20 protein-coding genes and 1 tRNA gene are annotated in these 24,579 nt (G+C 70.4%); 13 read left to right on the forward strand and 8 right to left on the reverse strand.

Going from position 1 to position 24,579, the window contains the following annotated elements:
• The first annotated feature begins 77 nt into the window (after nucleotides 1-77).
• Both OG246_RS20895 and OG246_RS20900 read left to right on the forward strand, forming a co-directional pair.
• A complete protein-coding gene (locus OG246_RS20895; protein WP_266470762.1) occupies nucleotides 78-818 on the forward strand; it encodes an SDR family oxidoreductase in 741 nt (246 codons plus the stop codon).
• Between the two features lie 11 nt (nucleotides 819-829).
• Entirely contained in the window at nucleotides 830-1,750 is a 921-nt protein-coding gene (locus OG246_RS20900) for an SDR family oxidoreductase (RefSeq protein WP_266465477.1), read from the forward strand.
• Nucleotides 1,751-1,982: 232 nt separating this feature from the next.
• On the opposite strand, the gene OG246_RS20905 is transcribed toward OG246_RS20900, so the two are convergent.
• Both OG246_RS20905 and OG246_RS20910 read right to left on the reverse strand, forming a co-directional pair.
• Complete coding sequence (locus tag OG246_RS20905; RefSeq protein ID WP_266465480.1) at nucleotides 1,983-2,708, reverse strand: ankyrin repeat domain-containing protein; 726 nt, start codon at nucleotides 2,706-2,708, stop codon at nucleotides 1,983-1,985.
• Between the two features lie 78 nt (nucleotides 2,709-2,786).
• The gene (locus tag OG246_RS20910) at nucleotides 2,787-3,683 is read right to left on the reverse strand and encodes a hypothetical protein (protein WP_266465483.1); all 897 of its coding nucleotides are present in this window, start codon (nucleotides 3,681-3,683) and stop codon (nucleotides 2,787-2,789) included.
• A 275-nt stretch (nucleotides 3,684-3,958) separates the two neighbouring features.
• Between OG246_RS20910 and OG246_RS20915 the strand changes: the two genes are divergently transcribed.
• Entirely contained in the window at nucleotides 3,959-4,741 is a 783-nt protein-coding gene (locus tag OG246_RS20915; RefSeq protein WP_266470765.1) for a trypsin-like serine protease, read from the forward strand.
• A 69-nt stretch (nucleotides 4,742-4,810) separates the two neighbouring features.
• Here the strand turns inward: OG246_RS20915 and OG246_RS20920 are convergent, their stop codons facing one another.
• Entirely contained in the window at nucleotides 4,811-6,571 is a 1,761-nt protein-coding gene (locus tag OG246_RS20920; protein WP_266465486.1) for a beta-galactosidase family protein, read from the reverse strand.
• 96 nt (nucleotides 6,572-6,667) lie between these two features.
• On the opposite strand from OG246_RS20920, the gene OG246_RS20925 reads away from it, so the two are divergent.
• From OG246_RS20925 to OG246_RS20955, 7 genes are all read left to right on the forward strand, one after another.
• The gene (locus OG246_RS20925) at nucleotides 6,668-7,552 is read left to right on the forward strand and encodes an AraC family transcriptional regulator (protein ID WP_266465488.1); all 885 of its coding nucleotides are present in this window, start codon (nucleotides 6,668-6,670) and stop codon (nucleotides 7,550-7,552) included.
• Between the two features lie 54 nt (nucleotides 7,553-7,606).
• Nucleotides 7,607-7,975: a chorismate mutase gene (locus OG246_RS20930; protein ID WP_266465491.1), complete on the forward strand. Its 369-nt coding sequence runs from the start codon at nucleotides 7,607-7,609 to the stop codon at nucleotides 7,973-7,975.
• A 139-nt stretch (nucleotides 7,976-8,114) separates the two neighbouring features.
• Nucleotides 8,115-8,645, forward strand: a complete 531-nt coding sequence (locus OG246_RS20935) for a two-component system response regulator (RefSeq protein WP_266465494.1) — start codon at nucleotides 8,115-8,117, stop codon at nucleotides 8,643-8,645.
• Between the two features lie 73 nt (nucleotides 8,646-8,718).
• A complete protein-coding gene (pepN, locus tag OG246_RS20940) occupies nucleotides 8,719-11,211 on the forward strand; it encodes an aminopeptidase N (protein WP_266470768.1) in 2,493 nt (830 codons plus the stop codon).
• A gap of 103 nt (nucleotides 11,212-11,314) precedes the next feature.
• Nucleotides 11,315-12,148 (forward strand): NAD(P)H-binding protein, encoded by an 834-nt coding sequence (locus OG246_RS20945; RefSeq protein WP_266465497.1) that lies wholly within the window; start codon nucleotides 11,315-11,317, stop codon nucleotides 12,146-12,148.
• Nucleotides 12,149-12,344: 196 nt separating this feature from the next.
• A complete protein-coding gene (locus OG246_RS20950; RefSeq protein WP_266465500.1) occupies nucleotides 12,345-13,712 on the forward strand; it encodes an aminotransferase class V-fold PLP-dependent enzyme in 1,368 nt (455 codons plus the stop codon).
• Nucleotides 13,709-15,127, forward strand: coding sequence for a lysine N(6)-hydroxylase/L-ornithine N(5)-oxygenase family protein (locus tag OG246_RS20955; RefSeq protein ID WP_266465503.1), 1,419 nt, complete (start codon nucleotides 13,709-13,711; stop codon nucleotides 15,125-15,127). The genes OG246_RS20950 and OG246_RS20955 overlap by 4 nt, the downstream gene beginning before the upstream one ends.
• A 690-nt stretch (nucleotides 15,128-15,817) precedes the next feature.
• Here the strand turns inward: OG246_RS20955 and OG246_RS20960 are convergent.
• Nucleotides 15,818-17,623: a bifunctional UDP-sugar hydrolase/5'-nucleotidase gene (locus tag OG246_RS20960; protein ID WP_266465505.1), complete on the reverse strand. Its 1,806-nt coding sequence runs from the start codon at nucleotides 17,621-17,623 to the stop codon at nucleotides 15,818-15,820.
• 137 nt (nucleotides 17,624-17,760) lie between these two features.
• Between OG246_RS20960 and OG246_RS20965 the strand changes: the two genes are divergently transcribed.
• Together OG246_RS20965 and pyk are read left to right on the forward strand one after the other, a co-directional pair.
• The gene (locus OG246_RS20965; RefSeq protein ID WP_266465508.1) at nucleotides 17,761-18,477 is read left to right on the forward strand and encodes an SIMPL domain-containing protein; all 717 of its coding nucleotides are present in this window, start codon (nucleotides 17,761-17,763) and stop codon (nucleotides 18,475-18,477) included.
• Between the two features lie 208 nt (nucleotides 18,478-18,685).
• Complete coding sequence (gene pyk, locus OG246_RS20970) at nucleotides 18,686-20,122, forward strand: pyruvate kinase (protein WP_266465511.1); 1,437 nt, start codon at nucleotides 18,686-18,688, stop codon at nucleotides 20,120-20,122.
• Between the two features lie 86 nt (nucleotides 20,123-20,208).
• On the opposite strand, the gene OG246_RS20975 is transcribed toward pyk, so the two are convergent.
• Nucleotides 20,209-20,291: transfer RNA gene (locus OG246_RS20975), tRNA-Leu, on the reverse strand.
• Between the two features lie 99 nt (nucleotides 20,292-20,390).
• On the opposite strand from OG246_RS20975, the gene OG246_RS20980 reads away from it, so the two are divergent.
• Nucleotides 20,391-21,047, forward strand: a complete 657-nt coding sequence (locus tag OG246_RS20980; RefSeq protein WP_266465514.1) for an ANTAR domain-containing response regulator — start codon at nucleotides 20,391-20,393, stop codon at nucleotides 21,045-21,047.
• A gap of 73 nt (nucleotides 21,048-21,120) precedes the next feature.
• On the opposite strand, the gene OG246_RS20985 is transcribed toward OG246_RS20980, so the two are convergent.
• The 3 genes from OG246_RS20985 to OG246_RS20995 are packed head-to-tail and all read right to left on the reverse strand — an operon-like array spanning nucleotide 21,121 to nucleotide 24,577.
• Nucleotides 21,121-21,837 carry an ABC transporter ATP-binding protein gene (locus OG246_RS20985; protein ID WP_266465516.1) on the reverse strand — a complete coding sequence of 239 codons (717 nt, stop codon included), beginning with the start codon at nucleotides 21,835-21,837 and terminating at the stop codon, nucleotides 21,121-21,123.
• Nucleotides 21,834-22,745 (reverse strand): ABC transporter ATP-binding protein, encoded by a 912-nt coding sequence (locus OG246_RS20990; protein ID WP_266465519.1) that lies wholly within the window; start codon nucleotides 22,743-22,745, stop codon nucleotides 21,834-21,836. The genes OG246_RS20985 and OG246_RS20990 overlap by 4 nt, the downstream gene beginning before the upstream one ends.
• 5 nt (nucleotides 22,746-22,750) lie before the next feature.
• Complete coding sequence (locus OG246_RS20995) at nucleotides 22,751-24,577, reverse strand: branched-chain amino acid ABC transporter permease (RefSeq protein ID WP_266465522.1); 1,827 nt, start codon at nucleotides 24,575-24,577, stop codon at nucleotides 22,751-22,753.
• Between the last annotated feature and the right edge of the window lie 2 nt (nucleotides 24,578-24,579).

Below are 24,579 nucleotides of genomic sequence, written 5' to 3' on the forward strand. Positions count from 1 at the left end.
CTTTCCACCAAACGTTTGTTAGGTGCGATTTCGAAGCTAGCAGCGAATGCATCCCAGCGGGAGGCCCTGTGGACAACGTGGATCTCGGCGGCAGGACCGTCGTCGTCACGGGCGGCACCCGCGGGGTCGGGGCCGGGATCGCGCGGGCCTTCGCACGGGCGGGCGCCGACGTCGTGGTCTGCGCGCGCAGGCCGCCCGAAGTGCCGGTCGAGGGTGTCGGGTTCGCGTCCGTGGATCTGCGTGACCCGCCCGCCGTCCGCGACTTCTTCGACGCCCTGCCCCGGCTCGACGTCCTGGTCAACAACGCGGGCGGTTCCCCCTACCTGCCGCTCGCGGAGTCGGACGCCGAACGCCATGCGCGGGTGATCGAGCTCAACCTCATCGCGCCGCTGACCGCCTCCCTCGCCGCGCACCGCCATCTCCGGCGGGCCAAGGGGGCGGTCGTGATGATCGGCAGCGTGAGCGGGACGCGGCCCTCGCCCGGCACGGCGGCGTACGGGGCGGCCAAGGCGGGACTGGAGAACCTGGCCCGTTCGATGGCCGTCGAGTGGGCCCCCGACGTCCGGGTCAACACCCTCGTCGTCGGCATGGTCCGCACCGAACGGTCGCATCTGCACTACGGGGACGAGGATGCGGTCGCCGCCGTCGCGCGGACCGTGCCACTGGGCCGCCTCGCCGAGCCGTACGACGTCGGAGAGGCCGCCGTCTTCCTCGCCTCCGACGCCGCCGCCTACATCAGCGGGGCCTCGCTGCTCGTCCACGGGGGCGGGGAGCGGCCCGCCTTCCTCGATGCCGCGACCGCCAACAAGGAGAGCTGAGGAGAGCTGGGATGAGTGCACCGTTGCTGTGTGAGGGCCGGGTCGTCGTCGTCACGGGTGCGGGCCGCGGGCTCGGCCGGGCGCACGCGCTCGCGTACGCCGCCGAGGGCGCGCGGGTCGTTGTCAACGACCTCGGGGTCGGTCTCGACGGCGCACCCGGTTCCGGGTCTCCCGCCGTGCAGGTCGTCGACGAGATCCGCTCGGCGGGCGGGGTGGCGGTGGCCCACGGGGGCGACGTCGCGACGACCGAGGGTGCCGCGTCCCTCGTGCGCGCCGCGCTGGAGACGTACGGGCGCCTCGACACCCTCGTCAACAACGCGGGGTTCCTGCGCGACCGGATGCTGGTCAATCTCGACGAGGACGACTGGGACGCCGTGATGCGGGTCCATCTCAAGGGGCACTTCCTGCCGTTGAAGCATGCGGCGTCGTACTGGCGGGCGGAGGCCAAGGCCGGGCATCCGCCTGTCGCCCGGGTGGTCAACACCAGTAGCGGGGCGGGGTTGTTGGGGTCTGTCGGGCAGGGGAACTACAGCGCTGCGAAGGCCGGGATCGTGGGGCTGACGCTGGTCGCCGCCGCCGAGTTGGGGCGGTACGGGGTTCAGGTCAACGCGATCGCGCCTGCCGCGCGGACGCGGATGACGGAGGGGGCGTTCGCGTCGATGATGGCCGCGCCTGAGGGTGGCGGGGGCTTCGACGCGATGGCGCCGGAGAACGTGTCTCCGTTGGTGGTGTGGCTTGGGTCCGCGGCGAGTGCCGGGGTCACCGGGCGGGTCTTCGAGGCCGAGGGTGGGCGGATCACTGTGATGGAGGGGTGGCGGGCGGGGCCCGGTGTGGACAAGGGGGCGCGGTGGACTCCGGTGGAGGTGGGGGATGCGGTGGTGAAGTTGTTGGCGGGGGCGGAGGTGCCGGGGGCGGTGTACGGGGCGGGGTGAGGGTTGGGTTTTTTCGCCCCCTCCGCCCCTACCCGTCCCGTACCTGGGGGCTGCCGCCCCCAGACCCCCGCTTCGGCCTGGACGGCCTCGTCCTCAAACGCCGGACGGGCTGAAAGATCTCAGCGCCGGCCGGGGAAATCTTCAGCCCCTCCGGCGTTTGAGGAGCGGGGGTTTGGGGGCGGAGCCCCCAAGTGAACGGGAATGGGTAGGGGCGGAGGGGGCGAAAAACCCCTCACCCACCGAGCATGGTCGCTATCTCCGCATGCCCCGTCTGCTGGTCGTTGCCCGCCGTCGGGTTGCCTTCCGCGTCGAGGAGTTGGACCTCGATGATGACGCCGCCGTCCGCCGGGTGGCGGTGGGTGACGGAGCGGCGGCCGGGGCCGTAGGCCTGCTCGAGGCCCGCGCGGGGTTCGGCCTCGACGTCGAGGGCCAGCCAGCGGCGCGCCTCCGCGAGGGCCTCGGAGCGGGACCGCGCGCCGTGCGCGAGGAGGGCGCGCACGCAGCCGGGCGACCCCCGCCGCGCGGCCGCGACCAGCGGGAGCTCGCCGCTCGGCCCGGGCCGGTCCGGATCCGCGCCGCCCGCGAGAAGGGCCTCCGCCACGGCGACATGGCCGCACCGCAACGCCCACGCCAGCGCCGTGAACCCGAACTCCTCCACGGTGTCGGGACCGGCTCCGGCCGCGAGCAGGGCCCGTACGACCTCGGTGTGCCCACCGCACGCCGCCCCGCACAGCGGAGCGTCGGAGCCCGCGCTGAGCCGGTCGGGCGCGGCGCCGGCCGCAAGCAGCAGTCGTACGATGTCGGGCTGGTCGCTCACCGCCGCCAGGTACAGCACCGTCTGGCCGTCCTCGTCCACGGACTCCGGATCCGCGCCGGAGCGCAGCAGCCGTACGACCGCGTCCTCGTCACCCTCGTACACAGCGGTGAAGAGAAGCGCCGTGGGGTCGTTCGTGCTCATCCTTCGACCCTCGCTCCCGAAGGCCGGGTGAGGCAAAGGCTTTTGGGGTGTTCTGCCTCACCTCTTACGTCTCGTCACCTACGTGTCGCACTCCAGCACCGTCCGGCACAGCGCGCACCGTGCCCGTACCCGGCCGCGTACCGGCACCCTGATCCGCTGGTGGCAGGTGGGGCAGGGGAACGACACGCGCAGCGGGCCGCGGCCGTCGGGGGTGAAGGTGTAGGGGACGCCGGGCCCTGGGCCGGGGGTGTGGTGGTCCTGGGCGTAGCGGCGGTCCTTGGCGTAGCGGTGGCGGCCCGCCCAGCCGGCGGCGGTCAGCGGGGGCTGCCGCTCGTCGTGGTGGGCCTGGGCCATGCCCTTGGTGTACGCGGTGTACGCCTGCGGGCTGGTGAACCAGATCGAGGGGTCCTCGCCGAAGACCAGCGCCCGCTTGGCGAGGACGTAGCCGAACTCCTCCGGCGTCAGATAGCCGAGCTTCTGCGAGGAGTCCGCGTCCTCGCGGAAGGCGTCGAGGAGGAGCCAGCCCGCGCCGAGGTAGGTCGCCGCGGTGTCCGTGAGGATCTCGGTGTCGCGGGTGCCGGGGAAGTCGAGGCCGAGGCGGTGCAGGTAGACGTGCATGACCTCGTGGGCGAGGGCCGCGCCGATGTCCCGGCGGTGGGTGCGGAACCGGTCGTTGAGTTCGATGAAGTACTCGGGGCCCGCGGCGAGTTCGACGTTCGCCGCGTGCGTCATCTCGCGGAAGCCGACGATCATCCGGGCGTCCGGGAGGTGGTAGTGGCGCACCATCTCCTGGGCCACGCGCTGCGCGCCCAGATGCAGGTCGTCGGTGTCGCTGAAGGCCACGTCGGCGGGGGCCACGCTGGTCGCGAAGGTGTGGACGGTGTCGTACGAGAGCCGTTTGTAGAGCGCGGTGATCGAGGCCCGCACCGTGTCGAGGTGCGGGTAGCCGTGCTCGACGGGTCCGCCGTTCGCCACGTCCGCACCCCCTGAAGACGCCGGAACTGACTTCCACTGTAGGCCGGGGGTCCGCCGGGCGGCGGGTGGTGGACGCGGGTGGCGGACTTGGTGTGGCTGGAATGAGGTCCTTGCCGGGGGTGCGGAGGGCTCTTCATAATCCGCAACAGCTTGGCAGGCACATGCCACGCGTTCGGGTCGGTCGGCTCCATCGGTGCCGCGGCCCAGTGCTGTGCGTGACGTGCGGCTCCCCGCCGCGCGTTCAACCCCCCACGAAGGGAAGCACGTTGAAGTTTCTGAAGAGATTCACCGGCGTCAAGAGAGCGCTCGCCATCGGCGCCGTCCTTCTCGCGGCCGTCTCGCTCCAGCCCCTCTCCAGCGCGCAGGCCGCGCCCGCGCCCGTCGTCGGCGGAACCCGCGCCGCGCAGGGTGAGTTCCCGTTCATGGTCCGGCTCTCCATGGGCTGCGGCGGCGCGCTCTACACGCAGCAGATCGTGCTCACCGCCGCGCACTGTGTGAGCGGCACCGGCGCCAACACCAGCATCACCGCCACCGCCGGTGTTGTCGACCTCCAGTCCACCACCGGCCGGGTCCAGGTCAAGTCCACCTACGTCTACCGGGCCCCCGGCTACAACGGCAACGGCAAGGACTGGGCGCTCATCAAGCTCGCCTCGCCCATCACCACCCAGTCGACGCTGAAGATCGCCACCACCACGCAGTACAACACCGGCACCTTCACCATCGCCGGCTGGGGCTCGGCCTCCGAGGGCGGCGCCCAGCAGCGCTACATGCTGAAGGCCACCGTGCCGTTCGTCAGTGACGCCACGTGTCGTTCCTACAGCGGCTACAGCGGCCTCGTCGCGAGCGACGAGATCTGCGCCGGCTACGCGGCGGGCGGCGTCGACACCTGCCAGGGCGACTCCGGCGGCCCGATGTTCCGCCGGGACAGCGCCAACGCCTGGATCCAGGTCGGCATCGTCAGCTGGGGCATCGGCTGCGCCCGCGCCAACGCCCCCGGCGTCTACTCCGAGGTCTCGACGTTCGCATCGGCCATAGCCGCCGCGGCGGCAACGCTCTGACCCTCTGACGCCACACGCGCTCGTGGGCGCCCGCGACCTGCCCCGGTCGCGGGCGCCCTGCTCCCACGGTCAGCCCCGGGCCGGGCCGCGCAACACCGGCGAAGACGAAGGCTCAGGAAGCCGCGGAGCCTCCTGAAGTTCCAGCACCCACACCTCGTTGACACCCTCGCGCAGGACAGGACCGGGGACGTACAGCGAGCGCTGCGGGCCCACGGACCAGTAGCGGCCCAGATTGAACCCGTTGATCCACACGAACCCCCTGGTCCAGCCCGGGAGTTCGAGAAAGGCGTCCCCCGCGCCGCGCACCGTGAAGGTGCCCCGGTACAGGCCGCGGGAGCCGTCCGCGGGGAGTTCGCCGAAGGGGACCGGGCCGACGTCGTCCACCGCGTCCAGCCGCAGACCCTGCGCCCGCACCCCGTGCAGATACTGCCGCTCGTGCAGGATGCCTCCGGTGATGCCCTTCGGCTCGCCGCTGCGCGGACCGTAGTTGACCCTCCCCAGGGACTCCACCCACAGCTCCACGCGCGCGTGCCCCGCGACGGGCTCCTTGAGCCGTGCGTCGTCCTCGGTCAGCACCCCGGCCGCCGCCCCGTCGACGTACACCACCGCCAGGTCCCGCAGCCCGCGCAGGGTGAGCGGGTACGGCTGCCGGGGGCCGGGCACGGTCACCTCGTACTTGACGAGCCCCTGGTCGACGTCCAGTTCCTCGAAGGTCGGCGGCACGGGGTACTCGTCCCCGGGGCCGCCAAGGGTCCGCAGTACGTCGTCCAGGGAGGCCCATGCGTCGAGGTCCAGCGCGACGGGCTCGGCGAGCACAGGGGGCGCGGGCGGGACATCGGGCAGCGGACCGTCCGCGTACTCGGCGAGGATCTCCCTGAAGCGCCAGAACTTCTCGGTGGGCCGCCCGAGTTCGTCGATGGGCGCGTCGTAGTCGTAGGAAGTGACGTCGGGCTCCAGCGGTCCGTCGTGCAGCGCGCCGCCGCCCCGGTTGGCGCCCGCCCAGCCCGCGAAGTTCGTCCCCCCGTGCGCCATGTAGAGGTTGACCGACGCACCGCACTCCAGGATCTCCCGCAGCGCCTGGGCCGCGTCGTCCGGATCCCGTACGACATGACCGGCGCCCCAGTGGTCGAACCAGCCGCACCAGAACTCCATGCACATCAGCGGCCCCTGGGGCTGGTGACGGCGCAGCGTCTCGAAGGCCACGCGCGCGTGGGAGCCGAAATTGGCGGTCGCGAGGACTCCCGGAATCGAGCCGCCGGTGAGCATGTGGTCCTCGGGGCCGTCCGAGGTGAACAGCGGGACGGTCACGCCCCTGTCACGCAGCAGGTCGGCCAGCCGGCGCAGATACACCCGGTCCGAGCCGTAGCTGCCGTACTCGTTCTCGACCTGCACCATGAGCACCGGGCCGCCCCGGTCGATCTGCCGGGGCACGATCTCGGGCAGCAGCCGGCCGAACCAGCGCTCCACCTGCCGCAGATACTCCGCGTCCCGGGTCCGCGGCCGGCCCGTCAGCCAGTGCGGCAGCCCGCCGTTGTCCCACTCCGCGCAGATGTACGGGCCCGGACGCACGATGGCCCACAGACCCGCCTCACGGGCCGCGTCCAGGAAACGCCCCAGCTGCTCCACTTCGCGGAATTCGCCGGGCCGCGGCTCGTGCAGATTCCACGGAACGTACGTCTCAACACAGTTGAGCCCCATCGCCCGCAGCATCCCGAGCCGGTGCTCCCACAGCTCCTCGCGCACCCGGAAGTAGTGCAGCGCGCCGGACAGCAGCCGCACCGGCCGCCCGTCCAGCAGAAAATCCGTGTCCCCCACCGTGAACTCGCTCATGGGCCCACCCTCACCGCTGGCGACGGCCCGGTCCATGGACAAAGATCAAGGCTGGTTGGACAGATCTGAGGAGCCAAAGGGGAGGGGCTAAAGCGGATGTACCACACCTGGATGCGCTATTTCACCCCCGGTCCCGTGCATCACCGGCTCGGTCTCGTCTGCCTCGGCGTCGGCCTCCAGTACGGCGAGCTGCCCACCGTCGGGCCCCGCACCCTCGACCACCACGTGGCCGTCGTGATCGGCGAGGGCGGCGGCTGGTACCGGACACCCGACGGGCACCGCCTCACCGTCACCGCGCCCGCCCTGATCTGGCTGGTCCCCGGGGTACCGCACCACTACGGGCCCGACTCCGGCTGGGACGAGTGCTTCGTCGACTTCACCGGGCCCGCGACGGCGACGTACACCGAACTCGGCTACATCGAACCGGACCGGCCCGTCGTGCCCCTCTCCGACGCCGCCGGCGCCCGCGCCGTCATCGGCCGCATCGCCCGCGCCGCCCGCCGCGACAACCCCCTCCTGGAGGTCGAGACGGGTGCCGCCGTCCACGAACTCCTCGTCGCGCTGCGCCGCGCCCGCGCCGATCTCGCCCCCGACGGCTCCCCGGTCCTGCAAGCCCTCGCCCGCGACGCGTTCCAGCCACTGTCCGTCGCCGAGCACGCGGCCCGGCACGGCATGACCCCCGCCGAACTGCGCACCGCCGTCCGCCGCGCCGCCGGACGCAGCCCCAAGGACTACCTCCTCGGCATCCGCCTGGGCCGCGCCAAGGAGCTGCTAGCCGCCACCGATCTCCCCGTCGCCGCGGTCGCCCGACAGGTGGGCTACGACGATCCCGCCTACTTCTCCCGCCTGTTCACCCGACGCGTCGGCATGGCACCCGTCCGCTTCCGGGAACAGCAGGGCCGTACGGTGCCCGGCGGCTGGAGCGACCGGATACCTGACCCCGACGATCCACCCATGATCGAGCGTTCGCCCGCCACATAGGGAGCGCCCATACGCCTGCAGGGAGTGTGTGCACGCCACGTAGGGTTGGTCCCCATGACCAACAGCAACACCAACGAGGCGACCGCCGGCGCGGGCCCCCGGGTCGACCCGGCCGTCCGCGCCGAACTCGACCGGCTGCGCGACAGCATCGACAACATCGACGCCGCCGTCGTCCACATGCTCGCCGAGCGCTTCAAGTGCACGCAGCAGGTCGGCCACCTCAAGGCCGCCCATCAACTGCCGCCCGCCGACCCGTCCCGCGAGGCCCACCAGATCGCCCGGCTGCGCAGACTCGCCGAGAACGCCAAGCTGGATCCGGCCTTCGCCGAAAAATTGCTCAATTTCATCATCGCCGAGGTCATCCGGCACCACGAGCGCATCGCGGACGGCACTGTCGACACCATCGCCGACACGGGGGAGTGACAGCGGCCCGCCCCACCGTGCATCCTGCGCTGAGCGCTCTGCGCTGCCTTTGCACCGAGCACTCCTTCTCCACCGCGGGCGCACGTCGTGAGTCCGTGCGGGCATAAGCTGGTATGTCCAAACGAGGGGACGTCGGGCCATGCCTTCGGACGCCAAGATCCTCATCGTCGACGACCATGAGGACACGCTGTACGCCCTGGAGAGCGCCCTGGCCCCGCTGGGTTACCTCCTGTCACGGGCGACCAGCGGCGACGAGGCGCTCAAGGAAGTCCTGCGCGGCCAGGTCGGACTGCTCGTCCTCGACGTGCGCATGCCCGGCGTCAGCGGCCTCGACGTCGTGCGCTACATGCGGCGCGTGGGACAGACCCAGCACATCCCCATCATCCTGGTCACCGGCTTCGGCCCCGACGCCGAACTGACCGCCACCGCCTTCGGCCTCGGCGTCGCCGACCTCGTCATGAAACCCATCGACCCCTGGGCCCTGCGCACCAAGGTCCGCTACCTGTACGACACCCACCAGCGCTACCAGAGCCTGGAACGCGAAGTGCGCGAACTGCGCGCCCTGGTCAAGGAACACACCCCGGACCCCGCCCTCGCGCACCCCGACACCCGCGTGCCCCTCCAGCGCGAGGCCCGCCACGGGAAGCTGAGGCAGGACCGGACCTCCTAGCCAGGTTGGGGGGCAAAGGCCGTAAAGCGGGCCACCTCTGTGCGCTGTCGGACCCATCAGGCAGCATGTCCCCATATCCGTACTGACGCGCGACGAAGCGCAGACCCGTGCCAAGCTCCTCGACGTCCACCACTACGGGATCGCACTCGACCTGACCGGTGGCGACGACACCTTCGACTCCCGGACCGTCATCCGGTTCACGGCCCGCACAGACGCGGACACCTTCGTCGAGCTGAAGCCCGCCGAGCTGCGCTCCGTCACCCTCGACGGGCAGCCCCTCGACCCCGAGACCCTCGACGAGAACCGGCTGCCGCTCAAGGGCCTGACCGCAGGCGAGCACGAGCTGCGCGTCGACGCCGCGATGCGCTACTCCCGCACCGGCGAGGGCATGCACCGCTTCACCGACCCCACCGACGGCGAGACCTACCTCTACACCCAGCTGTTCATGGAGGACGTCCAGCGCGTCTTCGCCGCCTTCGACCAGCCCGACCTGAAGGCCGTCTTCGAGCTGTCAGTCACCGCCCCCGAGGGCTGGACCGTCCTCGCCAACGGCGTCACCGAACACCTCGGGGAGGGCCGCTGGGAAGCCGCCGCGACCCCGCTGATCTCCACCTACCTCGTCGCCGTCGCCGCGGGACCCTGGCACTCCGTACGCACCGAGCACCGCGGCCTCCCCTTCGGCATCCACTGCCGCCGCTCGCTGGCCCCCTACCTGGACGCCGACGCCGACGAGATCCTCGACGTCACCCGCGCCTGCTACGACCGCTACCACGAGAAGTTCGACGAGCCCTACCCCTTCGACTCCTACGACCAGGCGTTCGTCCCCGAGTTCAACGCCGGCGCCATGGAGAACCCCGGACTCGTCACCTTCCGCGACGACTTCGTCTACCGCTCCGCCGTCACCGACACCGAGCGGCAGACCCGCGCCATGGTCATCGCACACGAGATGGCCCACATGTGGTTCGGCGACCTCGTCACGCTGCGCTGGTGGGACGACATCTGGCTGAACGAGTCCTTCGCCGAGTACATGGGCTACCAGACCCTCACCGAAGCGACCCGGTTCACCGAGACCTGGACCGAGTTCGGCGTCAGCCGCAAGCCCTGGGGCTACGACGCCGACCAGCGCCCCTCCACGCACCCCGTCGCGCCCGACCCGGACGCGGTCCCCGACACCGCGTCCGCGATGCTCAACTTCGACGGCATCTCCTACGCCAAGGGCGCCTCCGCGCTGCGCCAACTCGTCGCCTGGCTCAGCGAGAAGGACTTCCTCGACGGCATCAACACCCACTTCGCCCGCCACAAGTTCGGCAACGCCACCCTCGCCGACTTCATCGACTCCCTCGCCGGGGCCACCGAGCGGGACGTGCACGCCTGGGCCGACGCCTGGCTGCGCACCACCGGCGTCGACACCCTCACCACCACCGTCACCGACGACAGGCCCGGCTGGTCGCTCACCGTCGACCGCGACGGCAGCCGCCCGCACCGTGTCGAGGTCGGCCTCTACGACCGCGAACCCGCCGACGGCCGCACCCTCGTCGCGCGCGAGCGCATCAGCCTCGACCTGCCCATGGACGACACGGCCCAGAGCTTCCCCGGACGCCGCCCCGCCCTGGTCGTCCCCAACGAGGCGGATCTGACGTACGCCAAGATCCGCCTCGACGAGACCTCCCTGGAAACCGTCCTGCGCGGCCTCTCCGCGATCCCCGACGGCCTCACCCGCGCGGTCCTGTGGAACACCCTGCGCGACATGGCCCGCGACGGTGAACTCGCCCCGGCCGCCTACCTGGAGACCGCCGCCGCCCACCTGCCCGAGGAGACCGACCTCGCGCTCGTCCAGGGCGTCCTGTCCTTCGCCGCCGCACAGGTCGCCGACCGTTTCGTACGCCCCGAGGAGCGCCCTGCCGCCCTCGGCATCCTCACCTCCCTGTGCCGCGACCTCATCCGCCGCACCGAGGACGGCTCCCACCCCGGCCTGCGCCTCACCGCCGTACGCCACTTCATCGACGTCGCCGCCCACCCGGACACCATCAGCGCCTGGTTCTCCGAGGGCACCGTCCCCGGCGGCCCCGAGCTCGACCCCGAGCTGCGCTGGCGCATCCTGGGCCGGCTCGCCGTCCTCGGCGCGATCGACGACGCCGTCATCGACGCCGAACTCGTCCAGGACCCCAGCGCCACCGGTCAGGAAGGCGCCGCACGCTGCCGCGCCGCACTGCCCGACCCGCAGGCCAAGCAGGCGGCCTGGGAGGCGATGTTCACCAACGACGACCTCTCCAACTACCTCTTCACCGCCACCGCCCAGGGATTCTGGCAGCCCGAACAGGCCGACCTCGTCAGGGAGTACGTCGAGCGCTTCTGGCCCGACGCGGTGGCCCTCGCCGCCCGCCGCGGCCCCGCCATCGCCGAAGCCGCGGGACGCTGGGCCTTCCCCGTCCACGCCGTCGCCCCGGAGACCCTCGCCCTCGGCGAGGCCTGCCTCCGCGACGCCGACCCCATCCCGGCCCTGCGCCGCAAGCTCGCCGACCAACTGGACGACCTGGCGCGGGCGTTGCGGGTCAGGGAGGCGTAGGACCGGCGACCTGAGAGCCGGTTCCCGCAAGACGATGCGGCGGGCTGATCATCCCTCCTAGGCTCGGGGAGGCCAGGGATGATCAGCCCAAGGAGGAGAACGCATGATCGTTGTGACCGGTGCCACCGGGAACGTGGGCCGTGCGCTCGTCGGCCGTCTGGTCGCCGAGAACCGGCCCGTGCGGGCCCTGACCCGGGACCCGGAACAGGCGACGCTCCCCGCGGCGGCCGAGGTCGCGCGCCTCGACCTCACCGACCCGGCCGCCCTCTTCAAGGGCGCGTCCAAACTGTTCCTCCAGGTGCAGGCCACCGGTGACCGGACCGGAGCGGTGCTCGACGCGGCCCGTGCGGCGGGCGTCCGGCACATCGTGATGCTCTCCTCCGGGATCATCCGGGAGGGCGCCGACGAGACCCACCCCGTCTACGCCTGGCACGCCGCCATCGAGAGACAAGTCCGCGACAGCGGCGTGGAGTGGACCTTCCTGCGCCCCAACGCGTTCGCCGCCAACGCCCGCCAGTGGGCCCCGCAGATCCGCTCCGGCGACACCGTCCGCGGCCCCTACGCGGGCGCCCTCACCGCGCCCATCCACGAGGGCGACATAGCCGCCGTCGCCGCCCGCGCCCTCCTCGACGACGGACACACCGGCGCCGTCCACCGCCTCACGGGCCCCGCCGCGGTCACCACCGGCGAGCAGATCGCCGCGATCGGCCGTGCCCTCGGCCGCGAACTGCGCTTCGTCGAGGTCCCGCCCGACGAGGTGGGCCGCGACCTCTTCCCGCACGTCCCGCCTCAGATGCTCCCCGGCGTCCTGAAGTCCCTCGCGGCCACCGTGGGCATACGCCCGGAGATCACCAAGACGGTCGAGGCGGTCACAGGGTCCCCGGCCCGCACCTTCGCCGAATGGGCCGTCGACCACCGGGCCGACTTCACCGCCTGAGGAGAGGGCCCCACGTCAACGCGCGGCGTCAACCCGGCCCGCGCGCACGACTCCTAGCACCTCGGCCGCTCCAACACGTTTCCTCCGTACGGCAGTACCCCCTTTTGGGTCGGATCGTTGTCCTTCGCGGGCGCGCCGACCCGATCTGCGTACAGGCTTGGACTCCACCCTGCCGCGCGCCCACCGGAGGACACCCATGAGCAGGCCGCCTCTCGCCTCAGGTCCCGAAGGCCCCGGCGCGCTGCGGCCGTTGCTCGACACCGTGCTCGACGCCCTGCGCGAGGGCGGCGAGGCGAGGGGAGGGCCGCTGCCCGCCGGAGGGCCGGAGGCGGTGGCACGACGGGTGCGGGATGCGGTCGGCGACGTACTGCCCCGGCAAGGCAGCGACGACGCCCTGCACACCCTCGTACGGGCCCTCGCCGAGGGCGCCGCAGACCCCGCCCACCCGCTGTGCGCCGCCCACCTGCACTGCCCGCCCCTCGCCGTCGCCACCGCCGCGGACCTCGCCGTCTCCGTCCTCAACCCCTCCCTGGACTCCTGGGACCAGGCCCCCGCCGCCTCCGAACTGGAGGCACTCGTGACACGGGCGCTGGCGCGCGAAGCCGGCGCGGCGGACGCGCTCGTCACCACCGGCGGCACCGAGTCCAACCAACTCGCCCTCCTCCTAGCCCGGGAAGCACACGGAAGCGCACACGGCGGCGTGCGGCTCGTGCACGGCGCCAACGCCCACCACTCCCTGCCCCGCGCCGCCTGGCTCCTCGGCCTGCCCGACCCCGTCGTCGTCCCCGCCCCCGCCGGCACGATGGACCCCGCCGCCCTCTGCGAAGCCCTCACCGAGCTGCCGGGCCCCCTGCTCGTCGCCGCCACCGCCGGCACCACCGACGCCGGCCTCATCGACCCGCTGCCCGAGATCGCCGACCTGTGCGCGGCCCACGGCGCCCGCCTCCACATCGACGCCGCCTACGGCGGAGGCCTCCTCTTCAGCGACCGGCACCGCGGCCTGCTCGACGGACTCGACCGCGCCCGCACCGTCACCCTCGACCTGCACAAACTCGGCTGGCAGCCCGTCGCCGCGGGCCTCCTCACCGTCCGCGACGAACGCGACCTCGCCGCACTGGAACACCGCGCCGACTACCTCAACGCCGACGACGACACCGAAGCGGGCCTCCCCGACCTCCTCGGCCGCTCCCTGCGCACCACCCGGCGCCCCGACATCCTCAAAATCGCCGTCACCCTCAAAACCCTCGGACGAGAAGGAATCGGCGCCCTCGTCGACCAAGTCTGCGCCCGCGCCCACGAGTTCGCCGACCTCATAGCCGCCCACCCCGGCTTCGAGCTCTACGACCGGCCGACCATCAGCACTGTCCTCTTCCGGCCCACCGAAGCCACCGACGACGCCGTCGCCGCCGTACGCCGCACCCTCCTGCACGAAGGCCGCGCCGTCCTCGGCCGCGCCACCCTCGACGGCCGCCGCTGGCTCAAAGCCACCCTCCTCAACCCCCACACCCGGCCAGGCGACCTGGCCACGCTCCTGAAACTGGTGGAAGGACACACCCCCCGATGAGCCCGACGCCCAACCCCCCACACCCCGCAGCCGTTGCACCCCGCGACCTGGTGGGCATCGGCATCGGCCCCTTCAACCTCTCCCTCGCCGCCCTCGCCCAGCCCCTCGCCGAACTCGACACCGTCTTCTACGAACAGCGCCCCGGCTTCGACTGGCACCCCGGCCTCCTCATCGACGGCGCCACCCTCCAAGTCCCCTTCCTCGCCGACCTGGTGACCCTCGCCGACCCTGCCAGCCCCTGGTCGTTCCTCAACTACCTCAAGGATCGCGACCGGCTCTTCCCGTTCTACTTCGCCGAGCGCTTCCACATCCAGCGCGCCGAGTACGACGCCTACTGCCGCTGGGTCGCCGACAGCCTCCCCGGACTCCACTTCGGCCACCAGGTCGACGCCGTCCGCTGGAACCCGGAACGCGCCCTGTTCGAAGTCGACTTCAGCCAACTCGACGCCGACGGGGAAGCCGAATGCCTCGGCCGCTCCTACACCCGCAACATCGTCCTCGGCGTCGGCACCGCCCCCAACATCCCCGAACCGCTCAAGCCCCTCGTGGCGGCCCCCGGCGTGCCCGTCATCCACGCCGCGGACTACCTCAAACACCGCGAGCAGTTCCTCACCGCCGAACACATCACCGTCATCGGCGCCGGACAGTCAGGCGCCGAAGTCTTCCTCGACCTCCTGCGCAACCGACCCGCAGGCCGCGAGAAGATCCACTGGCTCGCCCGCACCGAAGCCTTCGCACCCATGGAGTACTCCAAGCTCGGCCTGGAGCACTTCACCCCCGACTACACCCGCTACTTCCACCACCTCACCGAACCCGTACGCGACCGGCTCGTCGCCGCCCAATGGCAACTCCACAAAGGCATCGACGCCGACACCATCGCCGCCATCCACGACGAGCTCTACCGCCGCACCCTGCACGGCGGCTGGCCCGACGCCGTCCTCACCCCCGCCGTCACCGTCCGCACCGCAGGACGCGTCGCCACCACCAAAGTCGAACTCCACCTCGAACACACCCAACAAGGGGCCCGCTCCCGCCTCACCACCGACGCCGTCGTCCTCGCCACCGGCTACCGCGAACGCCCCCTCGGCCGCATCCTCGCCGGACTCGACCCCTACCTGCGCCGCGACAGCTCCGAACGCCCCCGCATCGACGACCAGTTCCGCCTGGTCCTCGACCCCTCCGTCACAGGGCACGTCTACGTCCAGAACGCCGAACTCCACACCCACGGTGTCGGCGCCCCCGACCTCGGTCTCGCCGCCTGGCGCAGCGCCACCATCCTCAACTCCCTCACCGGCAAAGACCCCTACCCGCTCCCACGCCGAACGGCCTTCACCAGCTTCGGACTCGATCAACAACCACAGATCCCGTCCGCCCGCCAGGAACGCACCCTGATCCCCTTGGTGGAGGGCAGGTAAGAAGCGAAGCCTTCCAAACACGGCTCAGCACCCGCGACGGCAAGAAGCCGCTGGAGATCACCCGGGCCATCGGCGTTTCCTGCGGGCCGCCACCCGGGCTGCCGTGGGGGATGGTTTTTCGCCCCCTCCGCCCCTACCCAACCCGTACCTGGGGGCTCCGCCCCCAGACCCCCGCTCGCCCGAAGGGCTCGTCCTCAAACGCCGGACGGGCTGGAGAGCGGAGCCCCTGTGGGTGGGTGGGGGATTGGGATGGTGCTGCCTTCCTCAAACGCCGGACGGGCTGGAGAGTGGAGCCCTCGTGGGTGGGTGGGGGATTGGGATGGTGCTGCCTTCCTCAAACGCCGGACGGGCTGGAGAGTGGAGCCCTCGTGGGTGGGTGGGGGATTGGGATGGTGCTGCCCTCCTCAAACGCCGGACGGGCTGAAAGATCTTCCCCGGCCGCGCTGAAAGGTGCGGCCCCCGCAGGTGGGCGGGGGATCGGGCACCGGACCCCCCGCCCGCAGCCGCCCACCGGCGGGAGGGGGCGTGCCGGTACGTCCAAAGCCCGTCGCGTACGTTCGCGTCACCGGACGTTTTCCTGCTCGGCCGACGTCTGATCCGGCGGCGACGGGCGGACGTACCGGCACGCCCCCGACCCACCCACCCGGCATCAGCCCCCGCCCCACCCGCAGCTGCATCGTCAACCACGGCCTAGAACACGGCCGTGCCGTCCCGAGTCAGCTTCCAGTCCACCGAAGCGAACTCCGCCGGGTTCAGCGACCCCTTCGCGGTCACCCACTCCGCGATCCGCGTGCGGATCTCCGTCGACTCGGCCCACACCTCGGTAGCCGACGCCACATGCGGGAAGGCACCGCCGCCATTGGCGCGGTAGTTGTTCACCGCCAGCACGAACTGCTGCGCGTCGTCCAACGCCGCACCGTTGTACGTCAGGTTCTTGATCCGCGACCCCTCGGCCTGCGCGATGTCGATGTCGTACCGCAGCCCCGACACGTAGTCGTAGTTGTAGTCCGGCCGGTTGTTCGCGTTCGTCAGCTTCGCCGTGTCGATCACCGCGTCCGCCGCCGTCCGCACGAAGTAGTTCGCCGAGTACTCCAGGTACGCCCGCACCTGCGCGCCCGTCATCACCTTCGCGACCAGCGTGTTGTCGTACACGTACAGGCTCGACAGATCCCGGATCGTCACATTGCCGGCCGGGATCTCCGAGGTGCGCGAGAACGGCGAGGCCTGCGCGATCACCGGCAGCGAGGCGTACTCCGTACCCACGAGCGCCGCCTTGACGACGTCCTCCTGCACCTTGGTGATCAGGTCGATGATCGGGGCGTCCTTGTACCGCGCCTCGACCGTAGTCAGCGTCTCCGTGGCCGTGCCGACCACCTGGTTGACGTACGCCACGACCACGTCGTGCTCGTCCTTGAGCAGCTTGGTGATCTTCGGGTCGTCGACGACCGAGTTCGAGTTGCGGACCGACGCCGCCACCGACTCGACCGTCCAGCGGCCCTTCTCGAAGACCAGCTCGAAGTCGAAGAGGGACAGGCGCTCCGCGTAGGCCAGCGGTTCCGAGAGAACCACCGTCTTGCCGGTCGCGGTGTTGGTGACCTTCAGCTCGGGAATCTCCACATGCGCGTGCCCGACCAGAATCGCGTCGATCCCCGGCACCTGCTGCGCCACCAACCCCGCCGAGTTCTCGACGTACGGCAGCTGATCACCGTACGAGGACGTGCCCGACGAACCGGAGTGCGCCGACACGACCACCACGTCCGCCCCCATCGACCGCAGCTTCGGCACCCACTTCGCCGCCTGCTCCTCCAGCCCCGGGAACGTCAACTTGCCCTGGACATAAGCCTTGTCCCAGATCGCGATACCCGGGTTGGTGAGACCGAGAACGGCGACCTTGACCGGCGGCGCACCCTTCACGTGGAACGTCTTCATGAAGTACGGCGGGAAAGCCGGCTTCAGCGTCTTCGCGTCCAGCGCGTTGGCGCCGAGCAGCGGGAAACGGCACTGCTCCTCGAACTTCCGCAGCGTCTCGATGCCGTAATTGAACTCGTGGTTGCCAAGGGCCACCGCGTCATAGCCGATGGCGTTCATCGCCTGCGCCATCGGGTGGACAGGACCGCCCTTGGCGGTGATCGGGTCGACCTTCGCGTAGTAGTACGTCAGCGGAGTGCCCTGAATCGTGTCGCCCGCGTCCAGAAGCAGCGTGTTGCCACGGCCCTTCTCCTTGCGGACCGCGTTCACCAGCGTCGAAATCCGCGCCAGCCCCTGCGCGTTGCCCGCCGTGTCCTTGTACTCCGCGTCCTTGAAGTAGTCCCAGTTGAAGACATGACCGTGCAGATCGGTCGTGCCCATCACCGTCAGGGAGTACCGCTTCACGGGCTTCCCGCCCTTCTTCGCCTCAGCAGCCGTGGCAGCCGGAGCCGCCACCGCCCCGGCGAGCGCGACCCCCGCCCCCGTCACGGCGGACTTCTTCAGGAACTTACGGCGGTTCAACGACATCTCAGCGACTCCTCAGGAAACGGTCAACGACGCGCGTAGATTCTGGCCCACGAGCCACCACCGCAACAGGTCCGGGAGGTTTCGATCTGGTGACCTGTGGGCACCCCAACCGGCCTCCCAGTGACAGAGTGGGACGTATGGCACCCACCGCAGAGGAACCCCAACCCGCCCTCCCCTACGGCACTCCCGACTCACCCCGCATCGCCGTCCGCGGCGAAGCCCGCCTGGAGGTCGATCCCGAGATCGCCCGCATCGGCATCACCGTCACCGCACGCGGCACCGACCGCCGCGACGCCCTCGCCGACCTCACCCGCCGCAACACCACCGCACTGGACCTCGTGAAGTCGTACGGCGACGCGGTCGAACACGTGGAGACCGGTGCCTTCTCCATCAGCCCCGAACTCACCAAGCACGGCCGCGGCGAACGCATCCGCGCCTATCACGGCCGCGTCCACATCACCGCCGAACTCACCGACTTCACTGCCCTCGGGGAGCTGACGACCCGGCTCGCGGACCTCGACCTCACCCGCGTCGACGGACCCTGGTGGGCCCTGCGGTCCGACTCGCCGTCCTACCGCCAGGCCCGCCGGCAAGCCGTCCACGAAGCCGTCCAGCGCGCCCGCGAATACGCCGAGGCCCTCGGCACCACCCTCTCCGCCCTCGTCGAACTCGCCGACATCGGCGCCGAGAACGCCGCACCGCCCTACCCCGCGGCGCCTGGCCGCGCCATGCGCTCCATGGCCTACGCCGCGGACACCGCCGAAGAGGCCGCCCCCCTGGACCTGGAACCCCAACGCCAGCGCGTCTACGCGCAAGTCAACGCCCGATTCACCATGGCGCCACCCCAGCTCTAGTCCTGCTCCAGTCCTGCTCCAGTCCTGCTCCAGTCCTGCGAAGAAGTATTCGGAATTGTGGCCGAGGGCGTACTGAAAGCGACCACCGGCGCTCATCAGAGCACCCCGGCGCACAATTCAACGCTTGTCAATAACCCTTCACGCAAAGGTTGTTGAGTAGTCATGCGGCACCAATTCCCTACCCGCCGGTAAGGCCTACGCTCGAAACATGCGCCGAGCAAAGATCGTCTGTACTTTGGGCCCCGCCACCGACTCGTACGACCAGATCAAGGCACTGGTCGAAGCCGGAATGGACGTAGCCCGCTTCAACCTCAGCCACGGCAGCTACGCCGACCACGAGGAGCGCTACCAGCGCGTACGCAAGGCCTCCGACGAGTCCGGCCGCAGCGTCGGCGTCCTCGCCGACCTTCAAGGCCCGAAGATCCGACTCGGCCGCTTCACCGAAGGCCCCGTACTGCTTGAACGCGGAGACACCTTCACCATCACCGTCGAAGAAGGCTTCGAGGGCGACCGCCAGACCTGCGGCACCACCTACGCGGGACTGGCGGGAGACGTCACCACCGGAGAGCGCATCCTCGTCGACGACGGCAAGGTCTGCCTCGAAGTCACCGCCGTCGACGGCCCCCGCGTCCACACCACCGTCATCGAAGGCGGCATGGTCTCGGACAACAAGGGCCTCAACCTCCCCGGCGTCGCCGTCTCCGTCCCCGCCCTCTCCGACAAGGACGAAGCGGACCTCCGCTGGGCCCTGCGTATCGGATGCGACGTCATCGCCCTGTCGTTCGTCCGCAGCGGCCGCGACATCGAGGACGTCCACCGCATCATGGACGAGGAAGGCCGCCGCCTTCCCGTGATCGCCAAGGTGGAGAAGCCGCAGGCCGTAGAGAACATCGACGACATCGTGGCCGCCTTCGACGGCATCATGGTCGCCCGCGGCGACCTCGGCGTCGAAATGCCTCTGGAACAGGTCCCGATCGTCCAGAAGCGCGCGATCAAGCTGGCCAAGCGCAACGCCAAGCCCGTCATCGTCGCCACCCAGATGCTCGACTCGATGATCGAGAACTCCCGCCCCACCCGCGCGGAGGCCTCCGACGTCGCGAACGCCGTCATCGACGGCACCGACGCCGTGATGCTCTCCGGCGAGACCAGCGTCGGGAAGTACCCCATCGAGACCGTCCGCACGATGGGCCGCATCGTCGAAGCAGCCGAAGAGGACATCCTCGAAAAGGGCCTCCCGCCCCTGACGGAACGCAACAAGCCTCGCACCCAGGGCGGCGCCGTGGCCCGTGCCGCCGCCGAGATGGGCGACTTCCTCGGCGCCAAGTTCCTGGTCGCCTTCACGCAGTCCGGGGACACCGTCCGCCGTCTCTCCCGCTACCGCTCCCCGATCCCGCTGCTCGCCTTCACGCCGGCCCCGGAGACCCGCTCCCAGCTCAACCTCACCTGGGGCGTCGAAACCTTCCTGGGCCCGCACGTCGACTCCACCGACGCCATGGTCGACCAGGTCGACGAGCTGCTCCTGAAGTACGGCCGCTGCGAGAAGGGCGACATCGTCGTCATCACGGCCGGCTCCCCGCCCGGGGTCTCGGGCTCGACGAACCTCGTGCGGGTGCACCACATCGGCGAGGACGACAGCCCCAAGTAGGCGGGCACGCTGTGTCACCGACCGTGGCAGCGTGCAGCAAAAAGCGGAGGCTCACGAGATGTGAGCCTCCGCTTACGCGCAAAATGTGCCGGGTGCGGGATTCGAACCCGCAAGCCCTCTCAGGCAGAGGTGTTTGAGACCTCCGTGTATGCCGTTCCACCAACCCGGCTCAAGTGGCTGCCCGGAAGCATACCGGGTCACCGCAGCTTGCTGCAGCTAGGTAGGCTCTTGGGCAGCAGCACTGCCCGGCCCGTAATGAGGAGCCCCCGTGACCGCCCCCGAGTCGCCCCAGCCCGTAGACGCGCCCGACGACGACAAGTCGCACGTGCCTCCGCTGACGACCCGCGTCGTCATCGCTGAGGACGAGGCGCTGATTCGTCTCGACCTCAAAGAGATGCTGGAGGAAGAGGGCTACAGCGTCGTAGGAGAGGCGGGCGACGGTGAGCAGGCCGTCGAGCTGGCCCGGGAGCACAAGCCCGACCTGGTGATCCTCGACGTGAAGATGCCCAAGCTCGACGGCATCTCGGCGGCGGAGAAGATCGCCGAGGAGGGCATCGCCCCGGTGCTCATGCTGACCGCCTTCTCGCAGCGCGACCTGGTCGAGCGGGCGCGCGACGCCGGCGCGATGGCGTACCTCGTGAAGCCGTTCAGCAAGAGCGACGTGGTGCCCGCGATCGAGATGGCGGTCTCGCGGTTCACGGAGCTGAAGCAGCTCGAGCAGGAGGTCGCGGACCTCAGCCAGCGGCTGGAGACCCGGAAGCTGGTCGACCGTGCGAAGTCGGTCCTGCAGACCCAGTACGGACTGACCGAGCCGGCCGCGTTCCGGTGGATCCAGAAGACCTCGATGGACCGGCGTATGTCCATGCAGCAGGTCGCCGAGGCGGTCATCCAGGACGCCGAGGAGAAGAAGTCCGCGAAGGGCTAGCCGGACCCCGTAGAACGGGAGAGGCCCGCACCCCCGGCAAGGGGTGCGGGCCTTCTCGTACGCGCGGAAGGAGCTAGTCCTCGCCCAGGTACGCCTTCCGGACCGACTCGTCGTGCAGGAGGTCCTGCCCGGCGCCGGAGAGGACGATGCTGCCCACCTCCATGACGTGTCCGTGGTCGGCGAGGGAGAGCGCCGCCTGGGCGTTCTGCTCGACGAGGAGGATCGTCGTGCCCTGGGACTTGAGCTCGGCGATGGTCGACATGATCTTCTGCATCATGATCGGCGAGAGGCCCATGGAGGGTTCGTCGAGCATGAGCAGCTTGGGCTGGGACATCAGCGCCCGGCCCATGGCCAGCATCTGCTGCTCACCGCCGGAGAGGGTTCCCGCGGCCTGCTTCCTGCGCTCCCCGAGGATGGGGAAGAGGTCGTAGGCGCGCTGGATGTCCTTCGCGATGGCCGGCTTGTCGTCGCGGAGGAAGGCACCGAGCCGCAGATTGTCCTCGATGGTCATGCGGGGAAAGATGTGCCGACCCTCGGGGGAGTGGGCGAGTCCCAGCGAGACGATCTGGTGGGCGGGGGTCTTCTTCAGCGACTTGCCCTGGAACTTGATCTGGCCGCCGACGGGCTTGAGGAGGCCGGACAGGGTGCGCAGGGTGGTGGTCTTGCCGGCGCCGTTGGTGCCGATGAGGGTGACCACCTCGCCGGCCTCGACCTTGAACGAGATGCCCTTGACGGCTTCGATCTTGCCGTAGGCGACTCGGAGGTCCTCGACTTCGAGCAGTGCGGTCATCGGTCGTTCTCCTTGCCGGGCGCGGCGTCCGTCGTGGTGTCGGCGTTCGCCTCGGCGGCTTCGACCTCGGCGAGCTCTTCGTGACCGGGGGCGTCCTCGAAGGGCTCGCCGAGGTAGGCGGCGATGACGCGCTCGTCGCCCTGGACGGTTTCGCTGTCGCCCTCGACGAGCTTCTCGCCCTGGACGAGGACGGCGACGCGGTCGCAGAGGTTGAAGATGAACCGCATGTCGTGCTCGATGACGAGGATGGCGATGCCCATGTCCCGGATCGCGAAGACGAGTTCCTCGGTGGCCCGGGTCTCCTGCGGGTTCATGCCGGCGGTGGGCTCGTCGAGAAGGAGCAGGCCCGGCTCGCTGGCCAGGGCTCGTGCGATCTCGAGCTTGCGCTGCTCGCCGTAGGGGAGGTTCCTGGCGAGGTGGTCGCGCTTGGCGGCCAGGCCGATGAACTCCAGGAGCTCCATCGCGCGCTCTTCGGAGGCCTTCTCGGCCTTCTTGAAGCCGGGTCCGCGCAGGAGGGCCGACCAGAGGCCTTCCTTGGTGCGGGTGTGGCGGCCCACGAGCACGTTCTCCAGGACCGTCATGTTGGCGAAGAGACGGATGTTCTGGAAGGTACGGGCGACGCCGGCCGCGGTGACCTTGAAGGACTTCGGCGGCAGGACGGTGCCCTTGTAGCGGACCTCTCCCTCGGTGGGGATGTAGAGCCCGGTGAGGCAGTTGAAGAAGGTCGTCTTGCCGGCGCCGTTGGGGCCGATCAGTCCGACGATCTCGCCGCTGTTGACGGTGAGGTCGACATTGCGTACGGCGGTGAGGCCGCCGAAGCGCATGGTGACGCCGCGGGCGTCGAGTACGACTTCGCCGGGGGAGTTGGCGCCGGAGGAGGCTGCCGGGGTGGTGGTCTCGGTAGTCATGGTGGTCAGACCCCTGCCTTGCTGAGGACTGTGGGTGCTTCCGCGTCTTCGTGGAATTCGAGCTGGCGGCGCCGGTTCGGGATGAGGCCCTCAGGGCGGAAGCGCATCAGCAGGACGAGCGCGAGGCCGAAGGCGAGGAGCTGGTAGTCGTCCAGGAACTGGAGCTTGGCCGGGATGAGGTAGAGCAGTGCGGCGCCGACGAGCGGTCCGCTGATGGTGCCCATGCCGCCGAGGACGACCGCCGCGAGCAGGAACGCCGAGTTGGGGGGGACGACGTTGGCGAAGGTGTACTGCTCGGGGGTCACGGTGTAGGTGACGTGTGCCTGCACCGTACCCGCGAGGCCGGCGAGAGCGGCGCCGAGGGCGAAGGCGATGAGCTTGACCCGGAAGCCGTTGATGCCCATGGCCAGAGCGGCGGTCTCATCCTCACGGATGGCGATCCAGGCGCGGCCGATGCGGGAGTCGCTGCTGCGCCGGAAGACGATCACGACGACGAACGTGATGAGGAGCATCAGCAGGAAGTAGTTGGCGAATCGGGCGATGGTGAACCCGGCAAAGCTGTGTTCCGCGCCGAAGTCGAAGCCCAGGATGTTGAGGTTCGGGATCGACGCGATGCCGTTGGAGCCGTTGGTGATGTCCGGGCCCGAGGTGCCGTCCATGTTGAGGACGGCGATGCGGAAGATCTCACCGAAGCCGAGGGTCACGATGGCGAGGTAGTCGCCGCGGAGCCGCAGGGTGGGCGCGCCGATGAGGACGCCGAAGACCATGGCGACGGCGGCGCCGAGCAGGGCCGAGGCCCAGAACGGGAAGTGGACGTCGAACGGCGAGGACGGGGAACCGGAGACCATGGCCGCGGTGTAGGCGCCGACACCGAGGAAGGCGACGTATCCGAGGTCGAGGAGGCCGGCGAGGCCGACGACGATGTTCAGGCCGAGGGCGACGGTGGCGAAGATCAGGATGTAGACGCCGATCGTCGCGTACTGGTCGTCGGACTGGGTGAAGGGGAAGGCGGCGGCGGCGAGGAACGCGCCGAGCATCGTCACGTTGCGGTGCTTCGCGGTGAGCGCGGAGATTCGGCTGACGAGGCCCGCCTTGGCGGCGGCGGCGAAGGCGAAGCCCGTGGTGATGAGGAAGCCGACGAAGAGCTCGTCGTACTCGGTGCCGATGCCGTACGTGAAGACGATCAGACCCAGGGCGAGCGCCGCGACGATGATCAGGATCTCGGCGTACGAGGGCAGCTTGCGGGCCGGGGCGGGGGTGCCGGAGGCGAAGGCCGCCTTGATGACACTGACCTGGTTGCGTACGTCGAGGAGAAGCCGCTCGCGGGGGGTGTCCTCGGGGTCGGCGATGTCGGGTTCCGGCCGCTGGAACGGCAGGGAGAGAGCGCCGAGGAGGGAGCCGAGGGTGGCGATCGCGACGATGTAGCCGCCGGGTTCGAGGTTGACGATCCCGCCGAGCTGGACGGTGATCGCGATGACTGTGAACCAGGCGGTGGCGAAGGTGCCGAGCGCGGCGAGCTTCAGGGCGCTGGAGGCGCCCGCGGGTACCAGCCAGCCCAGGCCCTTGACGCCGTACGAGGCGAGGCCGAACAGGGTGGTGAGGGCGCCGCCGATGAGGACGAGGACCTGGAGGCCGCCCGGGTAGCCGTAGACGGTGAGGTCACCGGGGAACTCGTCGGTCCAGGTCCAGGCGAGGAAGGCGGAGACGACGGCGAGTGCGCCGCCACCGGTGGCGAGGGCGCGGCCGATGGTGGGGGGGATGGCAACGAGGCCCTTGAGCTCTCCCGGGTCCGGGGTGCTGGGCGTCTCGGGAGCGGTGGTCTGTGTGGTCATCG

It is taken from the genome of Streptomyces sp. NBC_00620 (assembly GCF_026341825.1).
GTDB lineage: Bacteria > Actinomycetota > Actinomycetes > Streptomycetales > Streptomycetaceae > Streptomyces.

Bases quoted from the DNA above. Each gene is read 5' to 3' on its own strand.
- OG246_RS20920 (WP_266465486.1), bottom strand. From the start codon at position 6,571: ATGAGCGAGTTCACGGTGGGGGACACGGATTTTCTGCTGGACGGGCGG.
- OG246_RS20955 (WP_266465503.1), top strand. From the start codon at position 13,709: ATGAGCCCGACGCCCAACCCCCCACACCCCGCAGCCGTTGCACCCCGC.
- OG246_RS20935 (WP_266465494.1), top strand. From the start codon at position 8,115: ATGCCTTCGGACGCCAAGATCCTCATCGTCGACGACCATGAGGACACG.
- OG246_RS20945 (WP_266465497.1), top strand. From the start codon at position 11,315: ATGATCGTTGTGACCGGTGCCACCGGGAACGTGGGCCGTGCGCTCGTC.
- OG246_RS20950 (WP_266465500.1), top strand. From the start codon at position 12,345: ATGAGCAGGCCGCCTCTCGCCTCAGGTCCCGAAGGCCCCGGCGCGCTG.
- OG246_RS20995 (WP_266465522.1), bottom strand. From the start codon at position 24,577: ATGACCACACAGACCACCGCTCCCGAGACGCCCAGCACCCCGGACCCG.
- OG246_RS20965 (WP_266465508.1), top strand. From the start codon at position 17,761: ATGGCACCCACCGCAGAGGAACCCCAACCCGCCCTCCCCTACGGCACT.
- OG246_RS20990 (WP_266465519.1), bottom strand. From the start codon at position 22,745: ATGACTACCGAGACCACCACCCCGGCAGCCTCCTCCGGCGCCAACTCC.
- OG246_RS20985 (WP_266465516.1), bottom strand. From the start codon at position 21,837: ATGACCGCACTGCTCGAAGTCGAGGACCTCCGAGTCGCCTACGGCAAG.
- OG246_RS20900 (WP_266465477.1), top strand. From the start codon at position 830: ATGAGTGCACCGTTGCTGTGTGAGGGCCGGGTCGTCGTCGTCACGGGT.
- OG246_RS20930 (WP_266465491.1), top strand. From the start codon at position 7,607: ATGACCAACAGCAACACCAACGAGGCGACCGCCGGCGCGGGCCCCCGG.
- OG246_RS20960 (WP_266465505.1), bottom strand. From the start codon at position 17,623: ATGTCGTTGAACCGCCGTAAGTTCCTGAAGAAGTCCGCCGTGACGGGG.
- OG246_RS20925 (WP_266465488.1), top strand. From the start codon at position 6,668: ATGTACCACACCTGGATGCGCTATTTCACCCCCGGTCCCGTGCATCAC.
- pyk (WP_266465511.1), top strand. From the start codon at position 18,686: ATGCGCCGAGCAAAGATCGTCTGTACTTTGGGCCCCGCCACCGACTCG.
- OG246_RS20905 (WP_266465480.1), bottom strand. From the start codon at position 2,708: ATGAGCACGAACGACCCCACGGCGCTTCTCTTCACCGCTGTGTACGAG.